At 57.8% G+C, this 18,181-nt stretch carries 18 protein-coding genes; 6 read left to right on the top strand and 12 right to left on the bottom strand.

Annotated elements, in window-relative coordinates; genetic code table 11:
- Positions 1 to 8: 8 nt before the first annotated feature.
- From paaD to AC2FLP_RS12345, 9 genes are all read right to left on the bottom strand, one after another.
- The gene (gene paaD / locus AC2FLP_RS12385; protein ID WP_496684766.1) at positions 9 to 467 is read right to left on the bottom strand and encodes a 1,2-phenylacetyl-CoA epoxidase subunit PaaD; all 459 of its coding nucleotides are present in this window, start codon (positions 465 to 467) and stop codon (positions 9 to 11) included.
- 6 nt (positions 468 to 473) lie between these two features.
- Positions 474 to 1,232, bottom strand: coding sequence for a 1,2-phenylacetyl-CoA epoxidase subunit PaaC (gene paaC / locus AC2FLP_RS12380; RefSeq protein ID WP_496684765.1), 759 nt, complete (start codon positions 1,230 to 1,232; stop codon positions 474 to 476).
- Positions 1,232 to 1,516: a 1,2-phenylacetyl-CoA epoxidase subunit PaaB gene (gene paaB, locus AC2FLP_RS12375; RefSeq protein WP_050604311.1), complete on the bottom strand. Its 285-nt coding sequence runs from the start codon at positions 1,514 to 1,516 to the stop codon at positions 1,232 to 1,234. The genes paaC and paaB overlap by 1 nt, the downstream gene beginning before the upstream one ends.
- Positions 1,517 to 1,539: 23 nt before the next feature.
- Positions 1,540 to 2,517, bottom strand: a complete 978-nt coding sequence (gene paaA / locus AC2FLP_RS12370) for a 1,2-phenylacetyl-CoA epoxidase subunit PaaA (RefSeq protein WP_496684764.1) — start codon at positions 2,515 to 2,517, stop codon at positions 1,540 to 1,542.
- 15 nt (positions 2,518 to 2,532) lie between these two features.
- Complete coding sequence (gene pcaF / locus AC2FLP_RS12365) at positions 2,533 to 3,735, bottom strand: 3-oxoadipyl-CoA thiolase (protein WP_496684762.1); 1,203 nt, start codon at positions 3,733 to 3,735, stop codon at positions 2,533 to 2,535.
- A 232-nt stretch (positions 3,736 to 3,967) separates the two neighbouring features.
- Positions 3,968 to 4,783, bottom strand: a complete 816-nt coding sequence (locus tag AC2FLP_RS12360) for a PaaX family transcriptional regulator C-terminal domain-containing protein (RefSeq protein WP_117873066.1) — start codon at positions 4,781 to 4,783, stop codon at positions 3,968 to 3,970.
- A 168-nt stretch (positions 4,784 to 4,951) separates the two neighbouring features.
- Positions 4,952 to 5,983, bottom strand: a complete 1,032-nt coding sequence (locus tag AC2FLP_RS12355; protein WP_496684760.1) for a sterol desaturase family protein — start codon at positions 5,981 to 5,983, stop codon at positions 4,952 to 4,954.
- Positions 5,984 to 6,103: 120 nt separating this feature from the next.
- Complete coding sequence (locus tag AC2FLP_RS12350; RefSeq protein WP_117873064.1) at positions 6,104 to 6,292, bottom strand: hypothetical protein; 189 nt, start codon at positions 6,290 to 6,292, stop codon at positions 6,104 to 6,106.
- Positions 6,293 to 6,327: 35 nt separating this feature from the next.
- Complete coding sequence (locus AC2FLP_RS12345; protein WP_496684759.1) at positions 6,328 to 7,293, bottom strand: NAD(P)-dependent oxidoreductase; 966 nt, start codon at positions 7,291 to 7,293, stop codon at positions 6,328 to 6,330.
- A gap of 132 nt (positions 7,294 to 7,425) precedes the next feature.
- On the opposite strand from AC2FLP_RS12345, the gene AC2FLP_RS12340 reads away from it, so the two are divergent.
- Entirely contained in the window at positions 7,426 to 8,301 is an 876-nt protein-coding gene (locus AC2FLP_RS12340; protein ID WP_117873062.1) for a LysR family transcriptional regulator, read from the top strand.
- Positions 8,302 to 8,345: 44 nt separating this feature from the next.
- Here the strand turns inward: AC2FLP_RS12340 and AC2FLP_RS12335 are convergent, their stop codons facing one another.
- The gene (locus AC2FLP_RS12335; protein ID WP_496684757.1) at positions 8,346 to 9,251 is read right to left on the bottom strand and encodes a LysR substrate-binding domain-containing protein; all 906 of its coding nucleotides are present in this window, start codon (positions 9,249 to 9,251) and stop codon (positions 8,346 to 8,348) included.
- An 89-nt stretch (positions 9,252 to 9,340) separates the two neighbouring features.
- Between AC2FLP_RS12335 and AC2FLP_RS12330 the strand changes: the two genes are divergently transcribed.
- Genes AC2FLP_RS12330 through AC2FLP_RS12315 form a run of 4 tightly spaced genes read left to right on the top strand, consistent with a single transcriptional unit; the run spans position 9,341 to position 14,950 of the window.
- Entirely contained in the window at positions 9,341 to 10,516 is a 1,176-nt protein-coding gene (locus AC2FLP_RS12330; protein ID WP_299897785.1) for a pyridoxal phosphate-dependent aminotransferase, read from the top strand.
- A complete protein-coding gene (locus AC2FLP_RS12325) occupies positions 10,513 to 11,715 on the top strand; it encodes an acyl-CoA dehydrogenase (protein WP_117873060.1) in 1,203 nt (400 codons plus the stop codon). Before AC2FLP_RS12330 ends, AC2FLP_RS12325 begins: the two co-directional genes overlap by 4 nt.
- An 11-nt stretch (positions 11,716 to 11,726) precedes the next feature.
- Positions 11,727 to 13,916, top strand: coding sequence for a dehydrogenase E1 component subunit alpha/beta (locus tag AC2FLP_RS12320; RefSeq protein WP_496684755.1), 2,190 nt, complete (start codon positions 11,727 to 11,729; stop codon positions 13,914 to 13,916).
- Positions 13,913 to 14,950, top strand: a complete 1,038-nt coding sequence (locus AC2FLP_RS12315; protein WP_496684754.1) for an ACP S-malonyltransferase — start codon at positions 13,913 to 13,915, stop codon at positions 14,948 to 14,950. Before AC2FLP_RS12320 ends, AC2FLP_RS12315 begins: the two co-directional genes overlap by 4 nt.
- A gap of 126 nt (positions 14,951 to 15,076) precedes the next feature.
- On the opposite strand, the gene AC2FLP_RS12310 is transcribed toward AC2FLP_RS12315, so the two are convergent.
- Together AC2FLP_RS12310 and AC2FLP_RS12305 are read right to left on the bottom strand one after the other, a co-directional pair.
- Positions 15,077 to 15,949, bottom strand: coding sequence for an amidohydrolase family protein (locus AC2FLP_RS12310; protein ID WP_496684753.1), 873 nt, complete (start codon positions 15,947 to 15,949; stop codon positions 15,077 to 15,079).
- Positions 15,946 to 16,863, bottom strand: a complete 918-nt coding sequence (locus tag AC2FLP_RS12305; protein ID WP_496684752.1) for a nuclear transport factor 2 family protein — start codon at positions 16,861 to 16,863, stop codon at positions 15,946 to 15,948. The genes AC2FLP_RS12310 and AC2FLP_RS12305 overlap by 4 nt, the downstream gene beginning before the upstream one ends.
- A 248-nt stretch (positions 16,864 to 17,111) precedes the next feature.
- Here AC2FLP_RS12305 and AC2FLP_RS12300 point away from each other — a divergent pair, with 248 nt between their 5' ends.
- Positions 17,112 to 18,158, top strand: a complete 1,047-nt coding sequence (locus AC2FLP_RS12300) for an ABC transporter ATP-binding protein (RefSeq protein ID WP_299897768.1) — start codon at positions 17,112 to 17,114, stop codon at positions 18,156 to 18,158.
- Positions 18,159 to 18,181 lie beyond the last annotated feature (23 nt).

Raw genomic sequence — 18,181 nt, 5'->3', positions numbered from 1 at the left:
GCTCCTCCTCAGATGCACTTGAAATAGTCAAAGGGTTCCAGACATTCCGTGCAGCGCCAATGGGCCTTGCATGGGGTCGAGCCGAACTGGCTGACCTTTTCGACTGCCTTGCTACCGCAATGGGGGCAGCGATCCGGGCCGCCGGCGGGTTGCGGCGGCGCGATTCCATAGTCTTCCAGCTTGGAGCGACCTTTTTCGCTGAGCCAATCGGTGGTCCAGGCGGGCGAAATGCTGGTTTCTATGCGCAGTTCCCCGATGCCGTGATCGCGCAGGGCGGTTTCGATATCCATACTGATAATGGACGTCGCCGGGCAACCGGAATACGTTGGTGTGACGGTTACGACCAGCGTGTCAGCCTCCCAGCGCACATCGCGCACAATGCCCAAATCCACGACGGAAATCACCGGGATTTCGGGATCGGGCACGGCATCCAGCCAGCTCCATATATGGTCAGTCAGGACCCGCATCCGCTCTTACCACTTGGCTCCGGGATAGGCGCGTTGCAGCCATTGCATCTGCGTCAGCAGATGGCCCAGATGCTCGGTATGCATGCGCCCATCGCGGCCGCCTTTATGGGCAAAACGGCTTTCAGGAACGGTCAGCGTTGCCTGGTTCAGAACCCGCTCAACCAGAGTGTCGTATTCCTCTCGCAAGTCCTCCGGGTTCGGCGCGATACCTGCGGCGAGCATCTGGGCGTCAACCTCGTCGCTGGCAAACATCTCGCCCACATAGGGCCACAGGTAATCCAGTGCGTCCTGCATCCGGGCATGGCTTTCCTCGGTTCCATCACCAAGCCCGACAACCGTGTCGCCCGAACGTTCCAGATGGTAGGTAACTTCCTTACTGGCCTTGGCGGCGATTGCTGCGACCCGCTCGTCCAAAGATGTCATGAGGCGTCCCAGCATGATCAAATGCCACGCATCGAACAGGAACTGGCGCATCAGCGTACGGCCGAAATCGCCGTTCGGCACCTCGACCAGCAACACGTTGCGGAAATCCCAGGCGTCGCGCAGGAAAGCCAGATCGTCGGCGCTTTTGCCACTATCGGCCTCGCCCGCAAGACCCAGCCACATCTGGGTCTGACCTATCAGGTCCAGCGCGGTGTTGGCCAATGCGATATCTTCCTCCAGCACCGGCGCATGGCCGCACCACTCACTGACACGGTGGCCGAGGATCAGGGTGTTGTCTCCCATTCGCAGCAGGAATTGCAGAAATGCCTCATCCCGGGTCATCACATTGCCCCCACTTCATCGGGAATGTCGAAGAAAGTCGGGTGGCGGTACACCTTGCTTTCGCTTGGTTCGTACAACGGACCTTTGTCGCTGGGCGACGAGGCCGATATGTTGTTAGCTTCGACCACCCAGATCGAGACGCCTTCGTTGCGGCGGGTATAGACATCGCGCGCGTTCTTGATTGCCATTTCCGCGTCCGGGGCGTGCAGCGAACCGACATGTCGGTGGCTCATCCCATGTTGGCCGCGGATGAAGATTTCCCACAGGGGCCATTCGGTGTTCATCGGGTTTCCTCCTCAGGGTAAGCTTATTCAGCAGCCAGATTGCCGGCCTTTTTCTTGCGGGCATGGGCCAACAGCCCGTCACGAACCCACGTGCCGTCGTCCCAAGCCTTGTTCCGAGCGGCCAGACGATCGATATTGCAGGGACCATTGCCCTTGATCACGTCAAAGAATTCGGACCAATCGGGATCGGTGTAATCATAGTGGCCCCGCTCTTCGTTCCATTTCAGGTCCGGATCGGGAATCGTCAGACCCAGATATTCGGCCTGCGGAACGGTTTGATCGACAAATTTCTGACGCAGTTCGTCATTGGTGTTGATCTTGATCTTCCAGGCCATGGATTGCGCCGAATGCACACTGTCCTTGTCCGAGGGCCCAAACATCATCAGCGACGGGTACCACAGACGGTTCATCGCATCCTGTGCCATCTTGCGCTGTTCGGGCGTGCCTTCGGCCATCTTGCGGATCGCGTCATAACCCTGACGCTGATGAAAGCTCTCTTCCTTGCAGATACGGATCATGGCGCGGGAATACGGCCCGAATGACGTTCTTTGCAGCGGCACCTGGTTCATGATCGCCGCCCCGTCGACCAACCATCCAACCGCGCCAATATCGGCCCAGTTCAACGTCGGATAGTTAAAGATCGACGAGTATTTCATGCGGCCGTCCAGCAGCATCTCGGTGATCTCGTCGCGGCTGACACCCAGCGTTTCGGCCGCACAATACAGGTAGAGCCCATGCCCGGCCTCATCCTGCACCTTGGCCAGAAGGATCGCCTTCCGTTCCAATGTCGGCGCACGCGTGATCCAGTTACCTTCCGGCAATTGGCCCACAATCTCGGAATGAGCGTGCTGTCCAATCTGACGGATCAGCGTCTTGCGATACCCGTGAGGCATCCAGTCCTTGGGTTCGATCTTGATATCCGCGTCGATCCGCGCCTGGAATTCAGCAAGCTTGTCCGGATCATCATTTGACGCTTCGGATTCTACCATCTGAGCATACATGTCCCGTCTCCTCCGTTACACGCGTTCAAGAATAAGGGCAGCGCCCTGCCCGACACCCACACACATGGTGCAGAGCGCATAGCGACCCCCGGTACGTTTCAATTGATAGGCTGCGGTCAGCACCAGACGCGCGCCGCTCATACCCAACGGATGGCCCAATGCGATGGCCCCGCCATTGGGGTTCACGTGGGGCGCGTCGTCCGGCAGGCCCAGCTCGCGCAAGGTGGCAAGGCCTTGAGAGGCAAATGCCTCATTCAACTCGATGACATCCATCTGATCCACGCTCAGCCCTGCCCGGGCCAAAACCTTGCGGCTAGCCGGCACCGGGCCGATGCCCATTACACGTGGTGCAACACCTGCAACCGACATGCCAACCACCCGGGCCATCGGGGTCAGACCGTTCTTGGCTGCTGCGGCCTCATTCGCCATCAGGATCGCCGCTGCGCCATCATTCACACCGGATGCATTCCCCGCCGTCACGGTTTTGTCGGGCCCGTTCACACCTTTCAAACCCGCGAGTTTTTCGGCCGTAGTTCCCGGGCGCGGGTGCTCGTCCGTATCAACGAAAATCGGATCGCCCTTGCGCTGGGGAACCGAAACCGGCGTGATTTCGTCCTTGAACACCCCAGCCGCATGCGCGGTGGCCCAGCGGGACTGGCTGCGTGCAGCAAAGACATCCTGGTCTTCCCGGCTGATACCATAATCTTCGGCGACATTGTCGGCCGTTTGCGGCATGGAGTCCACGCCGTATGCATGCTTCATTTTCGGGTTCACAAAGCGCCAACCGATCGTGGTGTCGTACACCGCATTGCTGCGGGTAAACGCCGAAGTTGCCTTGGGCATCACAAACGGCGCGCGAGACATGCTTTCCACGCCACCCGCGATGGCCAGATCGTAGTCGCCCGCCTTGATGCCGCGCGCCACCATTCCCACAGCATCCATGCCGCTGGCACATAAACGGTTCACCGTCGTTCCCGGCACTTCAATCGGCAAACCCGCCAGCAGTGCCGCCATACGCGCAACGTTTCGGTTGCTCTCGCCCGCCTGGTTGGCATCGCCATAGATCACGTCGTCAACACTGGCCCAGTCGACCTGAGGGTTGCGCGCCTTCAAAGCCGCCAAAGGAAGAGCGGCCAGATCATCTGTGCGGACCGACGAGAGCGCTGCTCCGTATCGTCCAATCGGAGTGCGCGTCGCGTCACAAATGAAAGCGTCCATCTTAGAGTACCCCTGTTCCCTCGGAACAATATCAACCGTCTGGTCGGTTAATAAATCTTCCCCTGATTCGATGCAAGACTTATGTTACTCAATCTTCTCATGTGTCGCACATCCTGTAACATTAAAGGTGACTGCTGACCAAAGAAGTTTTCGTGACTGCACAAAACGACACAGGCTCTCTTGATTATGGCAGGAAATCCAACAGCTCGCCCGAATTTTGCCTTGCTGAGGGTTAGTCTATCAGCTCGGCTTCCAAGCTCGAAAGCGACGGGCGCGGCAGCCTGTCCAACAAGTGTGAGACAGCTTCTCTACACGCGGCGCCTTTCCAGTCGTCCGGCAGGAAAACCGGCGGCAGGCTCGGATGGCGCAGAACGATACGTCGCCAAGCGTGCACGACCAATACGCGCAAAACCGCCGAACGCATCGGATCGCCCGCCCCTTCCGCAGGCAAAAGCCGCTCAACAATCTGAATTGCGTCCCAGAATTGATCATAGGCGGTTTTCAGCGGCTCCGGTCCACACAGATCCCGAAGCCAGTTTGGGACGGAAATCGTGTCGCTCTCGAAACCCAAAAGCTCCTCAAGGTCATCCGGCATCGGCCCGGGCGCCATGGCTGTGGACGCATTCAGTGAGAAGTAATCTCCTGTCAGCATCAGATCCGACAATTCCTTCCGGGAACTTTCCGAGTTGCTGGCGATGAGGACATGCCAGATATCCGGCATGTTCGAGTCGCGGGAATAGATACGCGGTGCGGCCGCTACGCTTTGACTGCGACCAAAGCTGGTCAGCCTGTGCACACTGTTCCGACCAACCCGCGTGCTTTCAATCCAACCTTCCTTGCGCAACCGATGCAACGCAACACGTGTGGCCTCGGCCCTGATCCCCGCCAGACGCGTAAGCGCCGTAATGAGTGATCCACTGATCTGATCCGACCCATCCTGCGCCAGATCGCCGAAAATCGTGACCAGAACTGACCACACACGTTGAGTACTTGTTGTGGTCAGCTGGCTGACACAGGTTTCAAACCAATCTGGAGCGGTATCTTTCATTTGCCCAGTATAATCGGGCCGGAGGGAATTGCCATCCGGCCCCGCGCGCCCAGTTTCGTATAGGGTCAGGATTTCGGCAACGGGGTCGGTTCAATCAAGCGTTGTCGGGCAAGAAAAATGATCCGCCATAGCGGCGCCATCTGCGCACGGCCCGCGTTGCGTGTCGCCCTATTTGGCGTGCATTTCGCGCTTGCGGTAGCGTGTTCGTTTTGTGGCCTCTTCCGAGCCGTCGTGATAGGTACCGAACCACTTGTCCCAGGGCATTTCCGCGTTGCCGTAATTGCATTCGTAATAACGGTGATGCAACTGGTGGAAAAACGCCCCGATCAACAACGCCTGACGGTCGCGCACCCAGATGGCCTCGTACCCGGAATGAGACGAGGCGGCACCCAGCATAAGCCAATAGCCCAGAAAGATCATGTGGACCGGGTTGCTGGGCAGTACCAACACGATAAGGATGGCACTAAGATATCCGAAGGCCTCGACGGGGTGCATCGACATGCCCGACCATGGGCCGGTATTGACGTTGCGGTGATGCACGGCGTGAACATGTCTGTAGATGAACGGCTGATGCAGAAACAGATGCACCACGTAGAAATGAAAGCTCTGCCAGATCGCCAGGATCGGGAACAGCAGCACGAACCAGACCGGATGCACCGCGAAGCTGAGCGTGGCGATATAGTCGTTGGCGTACATCCAGCGCAGAAAGCACTCCAGCATCGACAGGAATGTCGCGCCAAAGACCATTGAATGGTAGATGTTGTCCCAGGTCTGATAGCCGAACTTGTACAATGCATTCTTGCGCTTCATGTAGGGTCTCGGGTCGTATTTCAGCAGCTTTCCTTGCCCGTCGACCCCATAGAACCACATGTGCAGGCCACCGGCGACGATCAGCAGCAGCACCCAGTTCCGAATGAATACCCATGACACCCAGCCCGGGGCAAACGAGGCCTGCCCGACACCGACCGGTTGCACCCAGAAGGCCACCAGGAAGGCCAAGGCCAGAAAGATCGAGCGGTCCGAGAACTGAAGCCAGTTGTGCCAAACCCATTTCGCCAAGACGCCGATTTTCGGCGGCCAGTTCCAGTACGGGGCGTATTTCACCGGCAAGTACGGGTGCCAATGCCATTCGCGGCTCATGGGGCCTGGCTCGGGGAGTGCGTTGGTGGTGTCCTGAGGGTTCGCATCTTGGGTCGTCACGTGATTGTCCTTTCCTGAATAAAGTCGCCTTTTTCAGGACCAAGCCGGAGGCGGCTCGTAAGGATACTTGCGTGATGGCCGGCGATACATGATGTGACCTATTCGTGGAACGGGCGGCGGTTATCGAGCGCTTCGCGCACTTGCCCCGCCCATCCGGTTTCTTGGGGACACGGGCAGCGGAAATGGAACCGTTCCCATCAGAAACGGCGGCACGAAGAACGGCCAGACGTTCCAGCCGTTTTGCTTCAGGCGTGATGCAGGATCCCCCATGTCGGCGAACGTAACGGCGTAAGAATGATGATCCGCCATGCTGTAGATCCGTTTCCTGCCCGCCGCGCACCGCCCTATTCGGCTGCCTTTAGGTCAGATCCTTGCGGGATCACTTCGTAACCCGGCTCTTCCGGCTCATCGTCCAGCATTTCCGCAGGGAACCCCGGCGCGCGGATATCCATCCCGGTTTTGTCTTCCAGCCGGCGAATGATGTTGGGGGAAAACTCACGAGGGCCGTATTTCTCGATCCCATCCTTGAAAATCTCGATCATAAGCGGATTGATCTCCAGCGGCACCCCGGCGCGATCCGCCACGTCCTGAAACAGGCCGATATCCTTCAACACCAGGTCCATCGTGAACGAGATATCGCGAGTTCCGTTTAGGATGACCTGACTTTCGGTTTCATGCACGAAGGATGTCCCCGAACTGATCTTCATTGCCTCATACGCCGTATTCAAATCCATTCCGGCGGCCTTGGCGACGACAAGCGCCTCTGAACAGGTGATCAGGTTTGCAGTGGCCAGATAGTTGGTCAGCACCTTCAGCACCGAAGCTGATCCCAGTTCGCCCGTGTGCAGAATGCGACGCCCCATCGTGGTCAGGAACGGCAGGATACGTTCGAACGTGGCGCGATCACATCCGGCAAAGATCGAAATATTACCGGTATCCGCCCGATGACATCCGCCCGAGACCGGACAATCGACGGCAGCGCCACCGCGATCCTTCACCATAGCACCCAGACGCTTGACCTCTGCTTCATCCGTCGTGGACATTTCCATCCAGATTTTGCCCACGGTCACTTCGGGCAGCATTTTCTGCATTACGGCGTCCGAAGCCGCCGGAGAAGGCAGGCAGGTGATGACCGCATCACAATCCCGCATCAGTTGTGCCGGATTCTCGGCAGCCTTTGCCCCGCGGTCGACGAAAACTGACACCAGATCAGAGTTCAGATCGTGTACGGTCAGATCAACGCCGTTGCGCAGCAAACTGCCACTGAGTTTCCCACCGACATTTCCAAGGCCGATAAATCCAACTTTCATACCTTCGTTCCCTTTCCGATGCCCAATCTGATGACCAGCACTGTTTTTCCCTGATGAAATTTACGGGCGTTGAATGCAGCGTGTAAAACGAATAAATATCGCCAGTATCCATAAATTTTTTTGGTGCTGGAAATGTCCAAATCGCCCAATCTGGTCTGGCTACGGTCTTTTGACTGTGCCGCACGGCATATGAGCTTTACTGCTGCGGCAGAAGAACTGGGCATCACACAGACGGCCTTAAGCCTGCACGTTCGCTCGCTGGAAGCACAGCTGGGCTGCCCTTTGTTCTTTCGCGCCGCTCGGAATCTAAGCCTGACAGAGGTCGGACAGGCGTATGCGTTCTCTGTTCGGCGCGCTTTGGGCGATATCGACCTGTCAACCGCAAGCCTGTTTGGTTCCAGTCAGAAGCACGAGTTGGTCGTGCGTGTGCCGATTTCCACGGCCAGCTTGTTCCTTGCCGGCAAATTGCCCGAGTTTTCGCGCGCCCACCCGGGTGTATCCATTAGGTTGGTTTCAAATATCTGGGCAGAATCCGCAGGCAGGGAAAACGTTGATGTCGAACTGCGTTTGGGAAACAGGGAATGGAACGATGGGCCAATCAGCAAGATCTCGGATGAGCGCATCGTTCCGGTTGCGACCAAGTCGCGAAATCAGAAATGGCCTTCTACTGAAGAACTGCTTGATAAACCGCAGATACAGATCTTGGGGTTTCAGGACATGTGGCACAGGTATTTCTCCGCATTCGGCATAACGTATTCTCCCACGGCGTCTTCCTACACCGTGGACACGACAATTGCCGCCGTGGACATTGTGTCGGAAGGTGGAGGATACGCAGTAATCCTTGAGCGCTTTGCCAGAACGGCAATCGAGGCCGGAAGGTCCATCGCGATTGTCGGGGACGCCATTCCAATCGAACAGAACCATTTCCTTGTCGATGGGCAGAGATCGAACGCGAACGCTGCTGCAAAACAGATGTTTGAAACCTGGCTCAGGCAGATTTTTGCCTGAGATGTGCCTGCGGGCAATGAATTCGATCTTCTGTATTTGCCCAGTTACCCGCGTGCCCGCGTCTGCTTCCTGATCCAGTTTACAAAAGCCTGAACCGCGTCGTTCTTCTGACCAGTTGGCGTCGCAATGTAATAGGCGCTGTTCGACGTGTTGGTGATCTGGCCGATTTCGGTCAGAACGCCGGATGCCAACTCCTCTTCAATCAAATAAGAGGGCAGAATAGCGGCACCCAAACCGACGACTGCGGCTTCGATCAGCATCGAGAACTGGTCAAACCGCATCCCCAAAAAAACCGCCCCCGGATCCAGCCCGAGCTGAGAGTGATAGGTGGACCACAGCTCGGGGCGCGAGGTCAGATGCAAAAGCGGCAGATCAAAGGTTTGCGCGCGGGTGTCCAGCCTGTGACGCCTGAGCAACTCGGGTGCTGCCGTGACCACCAGATGCTCTGGGAACAACCTGCGCAATTGCGCACCCGGCCAATCCTCCTGCCCGAAATGGATTGCCAGATCCATGCGTCGTTCTTCAAGGCTGAAAGGCGTCGTGTAGGAGTGCAGGTCCAGTTCAATCCCCGGATGGCGCATTTTGAAATCCGGCAGGCGCGGCACCAGCCACCGCGTCGCAAAGGTGGGCAGTACAGCCAAGGTCAACAGCGACGCTCCGTCTCCGGCTGCAATTGCACGGTTGATCGTGCCACTGAGACGCTCAAGGTCACCTGCCAGCTCGTCTCGCAAAGCCCGCCCCGCTTTTGACAAGCGCACGGCCCGACCGACCCGCCGAAACAGCGTAACGCCAATCGCGGCCTCAAGCTCTCGGACCTGACGGCTGATCGCGCTTTGGGTCACGCCAAGCTCCTCGGCCGCCATTGTATAGCTTTCATGGCGCGCGGCGGCTTCGAAACTGCGCATGAGCGCAAGAGATGGCAGTGAGTTGATGCGGGGCATGACATTCATGAGTTTTAGTCACTGAAAGGATACTTATTGGCGTATTTTTCTCAAGTGACTTTCTGGCTAAAACCAAACTCATCTGCAGAGGAAGTTTCATGATGTTCCAGCGCGCTGACCGGTTGAACGGTATCGAATTGTCGGAAATCGTCCAGATCTCAGAGGCCGCCGCCCGCCTGCGCGCTGAAGGGCGCGATGTTCTGGCGCTGTCAACTGGCGAACCGGACCTGCCTACACCGCCTTATGTGGTCGAAGCTGCGCATTCAGCAGCACTGGAAGGTAAAACCAAATATCCACCCACTGCCGGTGTGCCTGCACTGCGCGCGGAAATCGCCCGACAAGCGGGTGCCGAGATGACTCAGGTCATCGTATCAACAGGCGCTAAACAGGTAATCGCAAATGCGATGCTGGCCAGCCTTAACCCCGGCGACGAAGTCATCATGCCTGCACCCTATTGGACGAGTTATTCCGATATTGTCCGCATGGCAGGTGGGGTGCCGGTGGTATTGCCTTGCCCGATGGAGCAGGGCTTCAAACTGCTGCCTGAACAATTGGAGGCCGCCATCACACCGCGCACGCGCTGGCTGATGCTGAATTCGCCCTCGAACCCGTCAGGCTCGATTTACTCAAAAGCAGAAATTTCAGGACTTTTCGAGGTGTTGGAACGCCACACTCACGTCTGGATTCTGGCGGATGAGATTTACCGCCATCTCAGCTATGTGCCTTTCGCTTCAGTGGCAAAGGCCGCCCCGGCGCTGACCAATCGCATGCTGATCGTCAACGGTGTGGCCAAAGCCTGGTCAATGACCGGATGGCGCATTGGCTGGGGGATCGGACCGACCGATCTGATCAGAGCCATGGTCGCTGTACAGGGACAGGTCACATCGGGGGCATGCTCAATCTCACAATGGGCCTCGCTGGCCGCGATCACTTGCGAACCCGGGTTGCTGGAGGAGCGTCGCGCCCTCTTTGCCACTCGCCGAGACCTGGTCGTAGACGGGTTGAATGCGGTGCCCGGATTGCGCTGTTCAGCACCGGACGGGGCGTTTTATGCCTTTCCGTCCTGCACTGATCTGCTGAAGGAACAAGGCGGGCCATTTGACAGCGACGCGGAATTCTGCACGTGGTTGCTGGAAGATGCCGGCGTTGCCCTGGTGCCCGGCCGCGCCTTTGGGATGCCGGGCCATCTTCGCCTGTCGTTCGCTTATGCCGAAGATACAATTGCAGCGGGCCTTGCACGTCTGAAAACCGCTGTGGAAAGGAAACTTGCATGAAACCTCAATCTGCCCCGCATCTCGGTCCCTTCACCTGGGACGACCCGTTCCTGATGGAAGACCAGTTGGCCGAAGACGAACGCATGGTTCGTGACGCTGCACATGCCTACGCACAGGATAAGCTGCTGCCTCGGGTAACTGCCGCGTTTGCCAATGAAGAAACCGACCCAGCCATCTTTCGCGAGATGGGCGAGATGGGGTTGCTGGGAACAACCATTCCCGAGGAATATGGCGGTATTGGGTCCAGCTATGTGACCTATGGTCTGGTCGCGCGCGAGGTCGAGCGTGTGGACAGCGGCTACCGGTCAATGATGTCGGTGCAATCCAGCCTGGTGATGTATCCGATTTACGCCTACGGCACCGAAGATCAGCGCACGAAATACCTGCCGAAACTGGCAAGCGGCGAGTATATCGGCTGTTTTGGGCTGACTGAACCCGATGCCGGTTCGGACCCCGGCTCGATGAAGACAATCGCAAGGAAAACCGAGGGCGGCTATGTGCTGAACGGGTCGAAAATGTGGATCTCGAATGCCCCGATCGCGGATGTGTTCGTCGTTTGGGCCAAATCCGAGGCGCATGGCGGCAAGATCAAAGGCTTTGTTCTGGATAAGGGAACGGCTGGATTGTCGGCCCCCAAGATCGAAGGCAAGCTGTCTCTGCGCGCCTCGATCACCGGTGAGATCGTGATGAACAATGTCGAGGTAAGCGAAGACGCCCTGCTGCCCAATGTCGAAGGTCTGAAAGGCCCATTCGGCTGTCTGAACCGTGCGCGTTACGGCATTGCCTGGGGGTCGATGGGCGCAGCCGAGGCGTGCTGGCACGCGGCCCGGCAATATGGGTTGGACCGTAAACAGTTCGGCCGTCCGCTGGCGCAGACACAACTGTTTCAACTGAAGCTTGCCAACATGCAGACCGAGATCACGCTGGGCCTGCAAGCCGCGCTGCGCGTGGGTCGCCTGATGGACGAAGCCCGCGCCGCGCCCGAGATGGTCAGCCTGATCAAACGAAACAATTGCGGCAAGGCGCTTGAGATCGCCCGTCATGCCCGCGATATGCATGGTGGCAACGGGATCAGTCAGGACTTCCACGTGATCCGTCACATGGTGAACCTTGAAACCGTCAACACCTATGAAGGCACCCATGACGTGCATGCCCTGATCCTAGGTCGTGCGCAGACAGGTCTGCAAGCCTTCGCCTAAGGACATCTGACATGGATCGCGCCGCAATCGTGCATGACAATTTCCTGCGCCGGGTTGCAGCGCTGGACTTTCCTGAAGGGACCGCTCCGTCAGGTCCTCTGACCGGCCCAGAAGCCGTTGCGCTTTTCAGGGCGCAATGCCTGAGCCGGGCGCTCGACCAGCAAAGCCGAGCGATGCAGAAGGCGGGTCAGGGGTTCTACACGATCGGGTCGTCCGGGCATGAGGGCATGGCGGCTGTTGCCGCAGCCCTGCGCCCGACTGATCCGGCCTTCCTGCACTACCGCGATGCGGCATTCCAGATTGCCCGCTCGGATCAGGTGCCGGGTCAAAGCCCGACATGGGACATTCTGCTGTCCTTTGCCTCGTCCTCCGAAGACCCGATCAGTGGCGGGCGCCACAAGGTTCTGGGATCAAAAGCGCTGTGCATTCCACCGCAGACCTCGACCATCGCCAGCCACCTTCCCAAGGCGGTTGGCGCGGCGTATGGCATTAGCGCAGCGCGTCGTCGCCGTCCGGAACATGCAGATATGCCGGACGACGCCATCGTCTTCTGTTCCTTCGGTGATGCCTCGGCCAACCATTCCACCGCACAAGGTGCGTTCAACACAGCGCAGTGGACGTCTTTCCAGTCAGTACCCCTGCCCCTGCTGTTCTGCTGTGAAGACAACGGAATCGGTATCTCGACCAAAACGCCGAAAGGCTGGATCGCGGCCACTTTCTCGGGTCGCCCCGGCCTAAAGTATTTCTCGTGCGACGGGTTGGACATGTTTGACTCCTACCACGTTGCGCAACAGGCGGCCGACTATGTGCGCAGCCGAAAGAAACCCGCCTTTCTGCATGTTCGGACTGTTCGTCTGTACGGTCACGCCGGGGCCGATATGCCAACCACATATATGCCAAAGGCCGAGGTTGAGGCCGAAGAGGCCAACGACCCGCTGCTGCATTCCGTGCGCCTGTTGGATCAGTTCGGCGCGATGAGCCCGGAACAGGCGCTAGGCGTCTATAATGATACCTGCGCCCGGGTTGCCCGCGTGGCCGATCAGGCAGTCACTCGCCCTCGCCTGCAACATGCCAAAGAGGTGATGGCCAGCCTGATCCCGCCCGCGCGCCCCTGCGCACCAACCAATGGCCCAGCACCCGAGCGTCGGACCGAGGTGTTCGGCAGCGACCTCAAGGCACATTCCGAACCGCAGATCATGTCGCGATTGATCAACTGGGCACTGACCGATCTGATGCTGGAACATGGCGAGATCGTCATGATGGGGGAAGATGTCGGGCGCAAGGGCGGCGTTTACGGCGTGACCCAAAAGCTGCAAACACGGTTTGGCCCTGATCGGATGATCGACACGTTGCTGGACGAACAGTCGATCCTGGGCCTGGCGATCGGCATGGCTCAGAACGGGTTCACGCCAATGCCGGAAATCCAGTTTCTGGCCTATCTTCACAATGCCGAGGATCAGCTGCGAGGTGAGGCCGCCACCCTGCCCTTTTTCTCGAACGGTCAATACACCAACCCGATGGTCGTGCGCATTGCCGGACTGGGGTATCAAAAAGGGTTTGGCGGACATTTCCACAACGACAACTCGGTTGCTGTATTACGCGACATTCCGGGCCTGATCCTGGCCTGCCCGTCGAACGGTGCCGACGCCGCGCGGATGCTGCGTGAATGCGTGCGCCTCGCGCGTGAAGAACAGCGGCTGGTCGTTTTCCTCGAACCCATCGCGCTTTACCCGATGCGGGACCTGCACGAGGCCGGAGACGGCGGCTGGATGCAAACCTATCCCGACCCTTCTGAAAAGATCGGCTTCGGCGAGGTAGGTGTGGAGGGTGACGGCAACGATCTTGCAATTGTCACATTTGGAAATGGCGTTTATCTCAGCCATCAGGCACGCCAAGCGTTGCAGGCTGACGGGATCAAAACCCGGATCGTTGATATGCGCTGGTTGTCCCCATTACCCAAAGCGGCACTGACACAGGCCGTGACCGGGGCCAAACGCATCCTGATTGTAGACGAAACCCGTCATCATGGCGGTGTGGCCGAAGCTCTCATGGCGCATTTCCACGAAACCACCAATGTGCCGCTGGCCCGAATTACCGCCGAAGACAGCTTTATTGCCACCGGCCCGGGCTATGCTGCAACCATGCCATCGAAAGAAAGCATCGAAGCAGCCGCGCGATCCTTGATGGAGGCCGGCAAATGAGTTCCGCCAAACAAACTGCCGTCGTCATCTGCCCCGGCCGAGGTACCTATAACAAGCCCGAACTGGGTGTTCTGGGTCGGCAATTCAGCGACAAGGCCCTACTGGCGCGCTTTGATGACATGCGGCGCGCGCAGGGGCAAGACACCCTCAGCGAACTGGACGGTGCCGCACGATATTCCATGGCCAAGCACACGCGAGGCGACAATGCATCCGCCCTGATCTACGCCGCTACTCTGGGCGATTTCCGCGCCATCAATCCTGACAGAATCGAAGTGGTTGCGGTGACGGGAAATTCGATGGGCTGGTATTCGGCGCTGGCCTGCGGCGGTGCGCTATCAGCCGAAGGAGGGTTCGAGGTGGTCAACACCATGGGCACTCTGATGCAGGAAAACATGATCGGTGGCCAATTGATCTATCCTTTCATGGATTCCGACTGGCGTCCTGATCAGGCCCGCAAGGCAGAGCTGCTTGCATTGGTGGATGACATTGACCGAACCGATGCAACGCTGACCCTGTCGATTGATCTGGGCGGCATGTTGGTACTTGCAGGCGACGACGCCGGTTTGGCCGTGTTCGAAAAGGCCGTACCTGTGGCTCAGGAACGTTTTCCCATGCGATTGGCCAACCATGCCGGGTTCCATTCGCATCTTCAGGCTACGGTCTCGGCGCAAGGCCGCACGCAACTGGGCGCTGTCTTGTTTCGGCAACCGGACCTACCCCTGATCGACGGTCGTGGCCGGATATGGTGGCCCGGAGCTTGCGACCTGAATGCGCTTTGGGATTACACCCTGGGCCATCAAGTGACCGAGACTTATGATTTCACCCATGCCATAGCGCAGGCCGCGCACGAGTTCGCACCGGATCTGTTCATTGTGACCGGTCCTGGCACCACACTGGGCGGTGCCGTCGCACAAAGCCTGATCCTGACAAATTGGTCCGGACTGTCGGACAAGTCCACGTTTCAGTCTCGCCAAAACAGCAGTCCGATTCTGTGCTCAATGGGAATGGAGGATCAGAGGAAACAGGTGACATGAAGGTGCGGGCCTGCCGGTCAGCTTTAAAGCCTGCGTGCAGGAGCTTTCATTCGCATGGCCTTTCGCCGGGTTTGCCAAGCAGTCTCAGTAAAACGGCGCAGGTATGCTGGCTTGTATGTGCCGCCGCTATTCAATGCGATAGAAACGTTCTGATGTGCCGCGAAATACGTCGTCCAGCATCGACTCCGGGATGAGTTCCTCGTGTCGGGAAACGACTTCTTTGTAAGTTGAGGTAAGGCTGCCGACCGGGAAGTTCGATCCGAACATGCAGCGATCGGCGCCGAACTGTGACAAGCAGGTTGAAACGATCGGCGAGACGCTTTCAGCGTTCCAGTTGTGGTCGAACATTCCGAGGCCGGAGAGTTTGCAACAGATTTGTGGCAGGCTTGACAATGCCGTCAATTCATCTGCCCACACTCGCAAACCTTGCGGAGTCCGATCGTACGGCGAACCTGCGTGGCAGAGTGCGATCCGGGTTTCCGGGGCCTGTGAGAGGACATTCGCGGTTTGACCCATCAGCTCTGGCAGCAGTTGAAGATCAAAGGACAGCCCTCGGGTGCCTAGTTGCTTCAAACCAGTCAAGAACTTTGGGTCTTCAAGTAACGCGTTCGTGCCAGTTGAGGCGTCTTCACTGGGAGCGCGGCCAATAATCTGACGAACGCCGCGCACCGAAGGCAGGGTTTGAAGACGGTCGAGCTGTGCATCCAGATCATCAGAGGTCAGATCGCAGAATGCCACTTGCACCAACGGCCAGTCCGGGAATTGGTCGGCAACGGATTGTACCCACTGCGCCTCGGCCCAGGGGTCAGCAGCACCGACCTGAATATGTACCGAAGCGCTGAACCCCATGGCTATGGCGTCTGCGCGAAACTCCGGGAGCATATAGTCCCGCTGGATGGAAGACGGGTCGCCGAAAAACCGAACTGTACCTTTTTCCAAAAGCCAAGGATAGTTCACGGCCGAAAGGTCCCACAGGTGGTGATGCGCATCTATCCTCATGATGCTTCAATCCCGGTGGTGCGCGCCAGAATGTCTACACCTTGCCCTTTCCAGAAATGCAGCAAGTCGATGAATATCCAGTTTTCGGCCAGCTTGTCTTCGACGCGGCGATAGATATCGATCACCCTGAATTCACCGGGATTTCCGGTGGCTGGCATCCCCATGAAACCCCCTGTGGGCGTAGCAGTAAAGTTGGGCCATCCAAAGAAGCCACCGTAATGCCCTTCGGCCAGGCGGCAGACGTGATTGGTCTTTGATCGATCTGTGAAAGCGGCGCGAAACGGTCCAGAGTGTTGCCTGGCATAGCGTTCGATCGTGTAGGTCGCGCCAATTCCTTCGGGCCCCCACCAGATCATGTCCTGGTGCCACGTTCGCGCCAATTCTTCTTCTAGCGACAGTCCGCTGTCCCAGCGGCCCAGATCCGCAATCATCGCGTTGATGACCGCCAGTGTCTTTTCGCCTTCGTCTGCGGGTTGTTCATCAAGCAGCAATCCATCATGCGACCTTGGTCCGGGCTGCACCAAATGTGCTGCTGTCTGAGGGGGGAACGGGTTCTGGCCAGCTTGGACCATCAGGTGCGGGATGTCGAAGAACATCGCGGTTTCGACAATTCTGTCACCAGCTACTTTGTAAAACGCGCAATAACGTAGGAACGCCAATTTGCCGTTTGGGCGAATACCTAACCACGGTCGATCGAACAGCCCCATCAAATGGCCCATGGCGACAACCCAAACTTCGGTCTCTCCGCGCAACGCGTTTTGCCCCGCAAACAGAATATCCACACGGTTCTGCAAGTGAGCTAGACTGCCCTTCAGCGGCTGCCAGAATTGCTGGGCAACCTGTTCGGCGCCGTTGATTTCATTGAACGGATGAAAGCCGCGCCACTTCAACTCTGAAGCGCAGAATTGGCTCATTACCTTCGGAGTTTCTTTCTCCGCTGCGGAATCCATTGCGGTATGAAACGCAGAGACAAGTTTTTTTTCTGTATGAAAGTTCACGGTATTTACCATTTTAGTCAAAGTGTTGCGAGGGGTGACAAGCCAGTTTGAGTCGGACTCTTCCTGTAGTTTTGCATACGCATGCAAAAAAGTCTTGCCTGATTTGGTACATGCGAATTACAGTTTTGCAAACGTATGCAAAATGATTCCTTGCAGGGGGCAGCATGGCGGAAATTCAATTGCGGAACGTCGGCAAGCGATGGGGCTCATTTGTTGGGGTTCACAATTTCGACCTGACCATTGCTGATCGCGAGTTTCTGGTCCTACTCGGCCCCTCGGGTTGCGGCAAGACAACGACTATGCGGATGATCGCCGGACTTGAGGACGTGACCGAGGGCGAAATCCTGGTCGATGGGAATGTGATCAACGATCTGGAGCCGAAGGACCGCGACGTTGCGATGGTGTTCCAGAGCTACGCGCTTTATCCCAACATGAACGTCTATGAAAACATCCGCTTTCCGCTGAAGGTGCGCGGCATCGACCCGTCGACCCACGACGAAAAGGTACGCCGCGCCAGCGCGATGGTCGAGCTGGACGATTTTCTACATCGCAAACCCGCCGAGCTCTCAGGTGGTCAGCGACAGCGAGTGGCGCTCGCCCGTGCTATCGTGCGCGAACCAAATGTGTTCCTGATGGACGAACCGCTGTCGAATCTTGACGCCAAACTGCGGGTCTCCACCCGGGCGCAGATCAAGAACCTCAGTCACGAGCTGGCTGTCACCACCATTTACGTCACCCACGACCAGATCGAGGCCATGACCCTTGCTGACCGCGTCGTCGTGATGAAACAGGGCGTGGTTCAGCAGGTCGGAAGCCCGACCGAAATTTATGACCGTCCCGCGAATACTTTCGTCGCCAGCTTCATCGGTTCACCAGCAATGAATTTGATGGATGGCGAAGTTGCCGACGGAATATTCCGCGCCGAGCATGTCGAAATTGCGGTGGACGCACCGGATGGCCCAATGACACTGGGCTTCAGGGCCGAAGATGCCAGCCTTGCCGATGGGAAAGGTCAGATCACCGCTCCGATCTATACACTGGAATTGCTGGGCGACGCGACCATGATCTCGGTTCGGGTAGGCGGAGCTCTGGTCTCGGTGAAAGCAGACAAAGCATTCCGCGCCGAGATTGGCGAAACGGTCTCGTTCTCGGTGCCGACAGAAATCTGTCACCTCTTCGAAGCTGGAAGTGGTGCGCGGATCGGGGGCTGACCCCACAAATGGCCCGAAAGGGC

The organism is Ruegeria sp. CDSA141, assembly GCF_059612005.1.
This window is presented reverse-complemented; position numbering and strand designations above follow the sequence as displayed.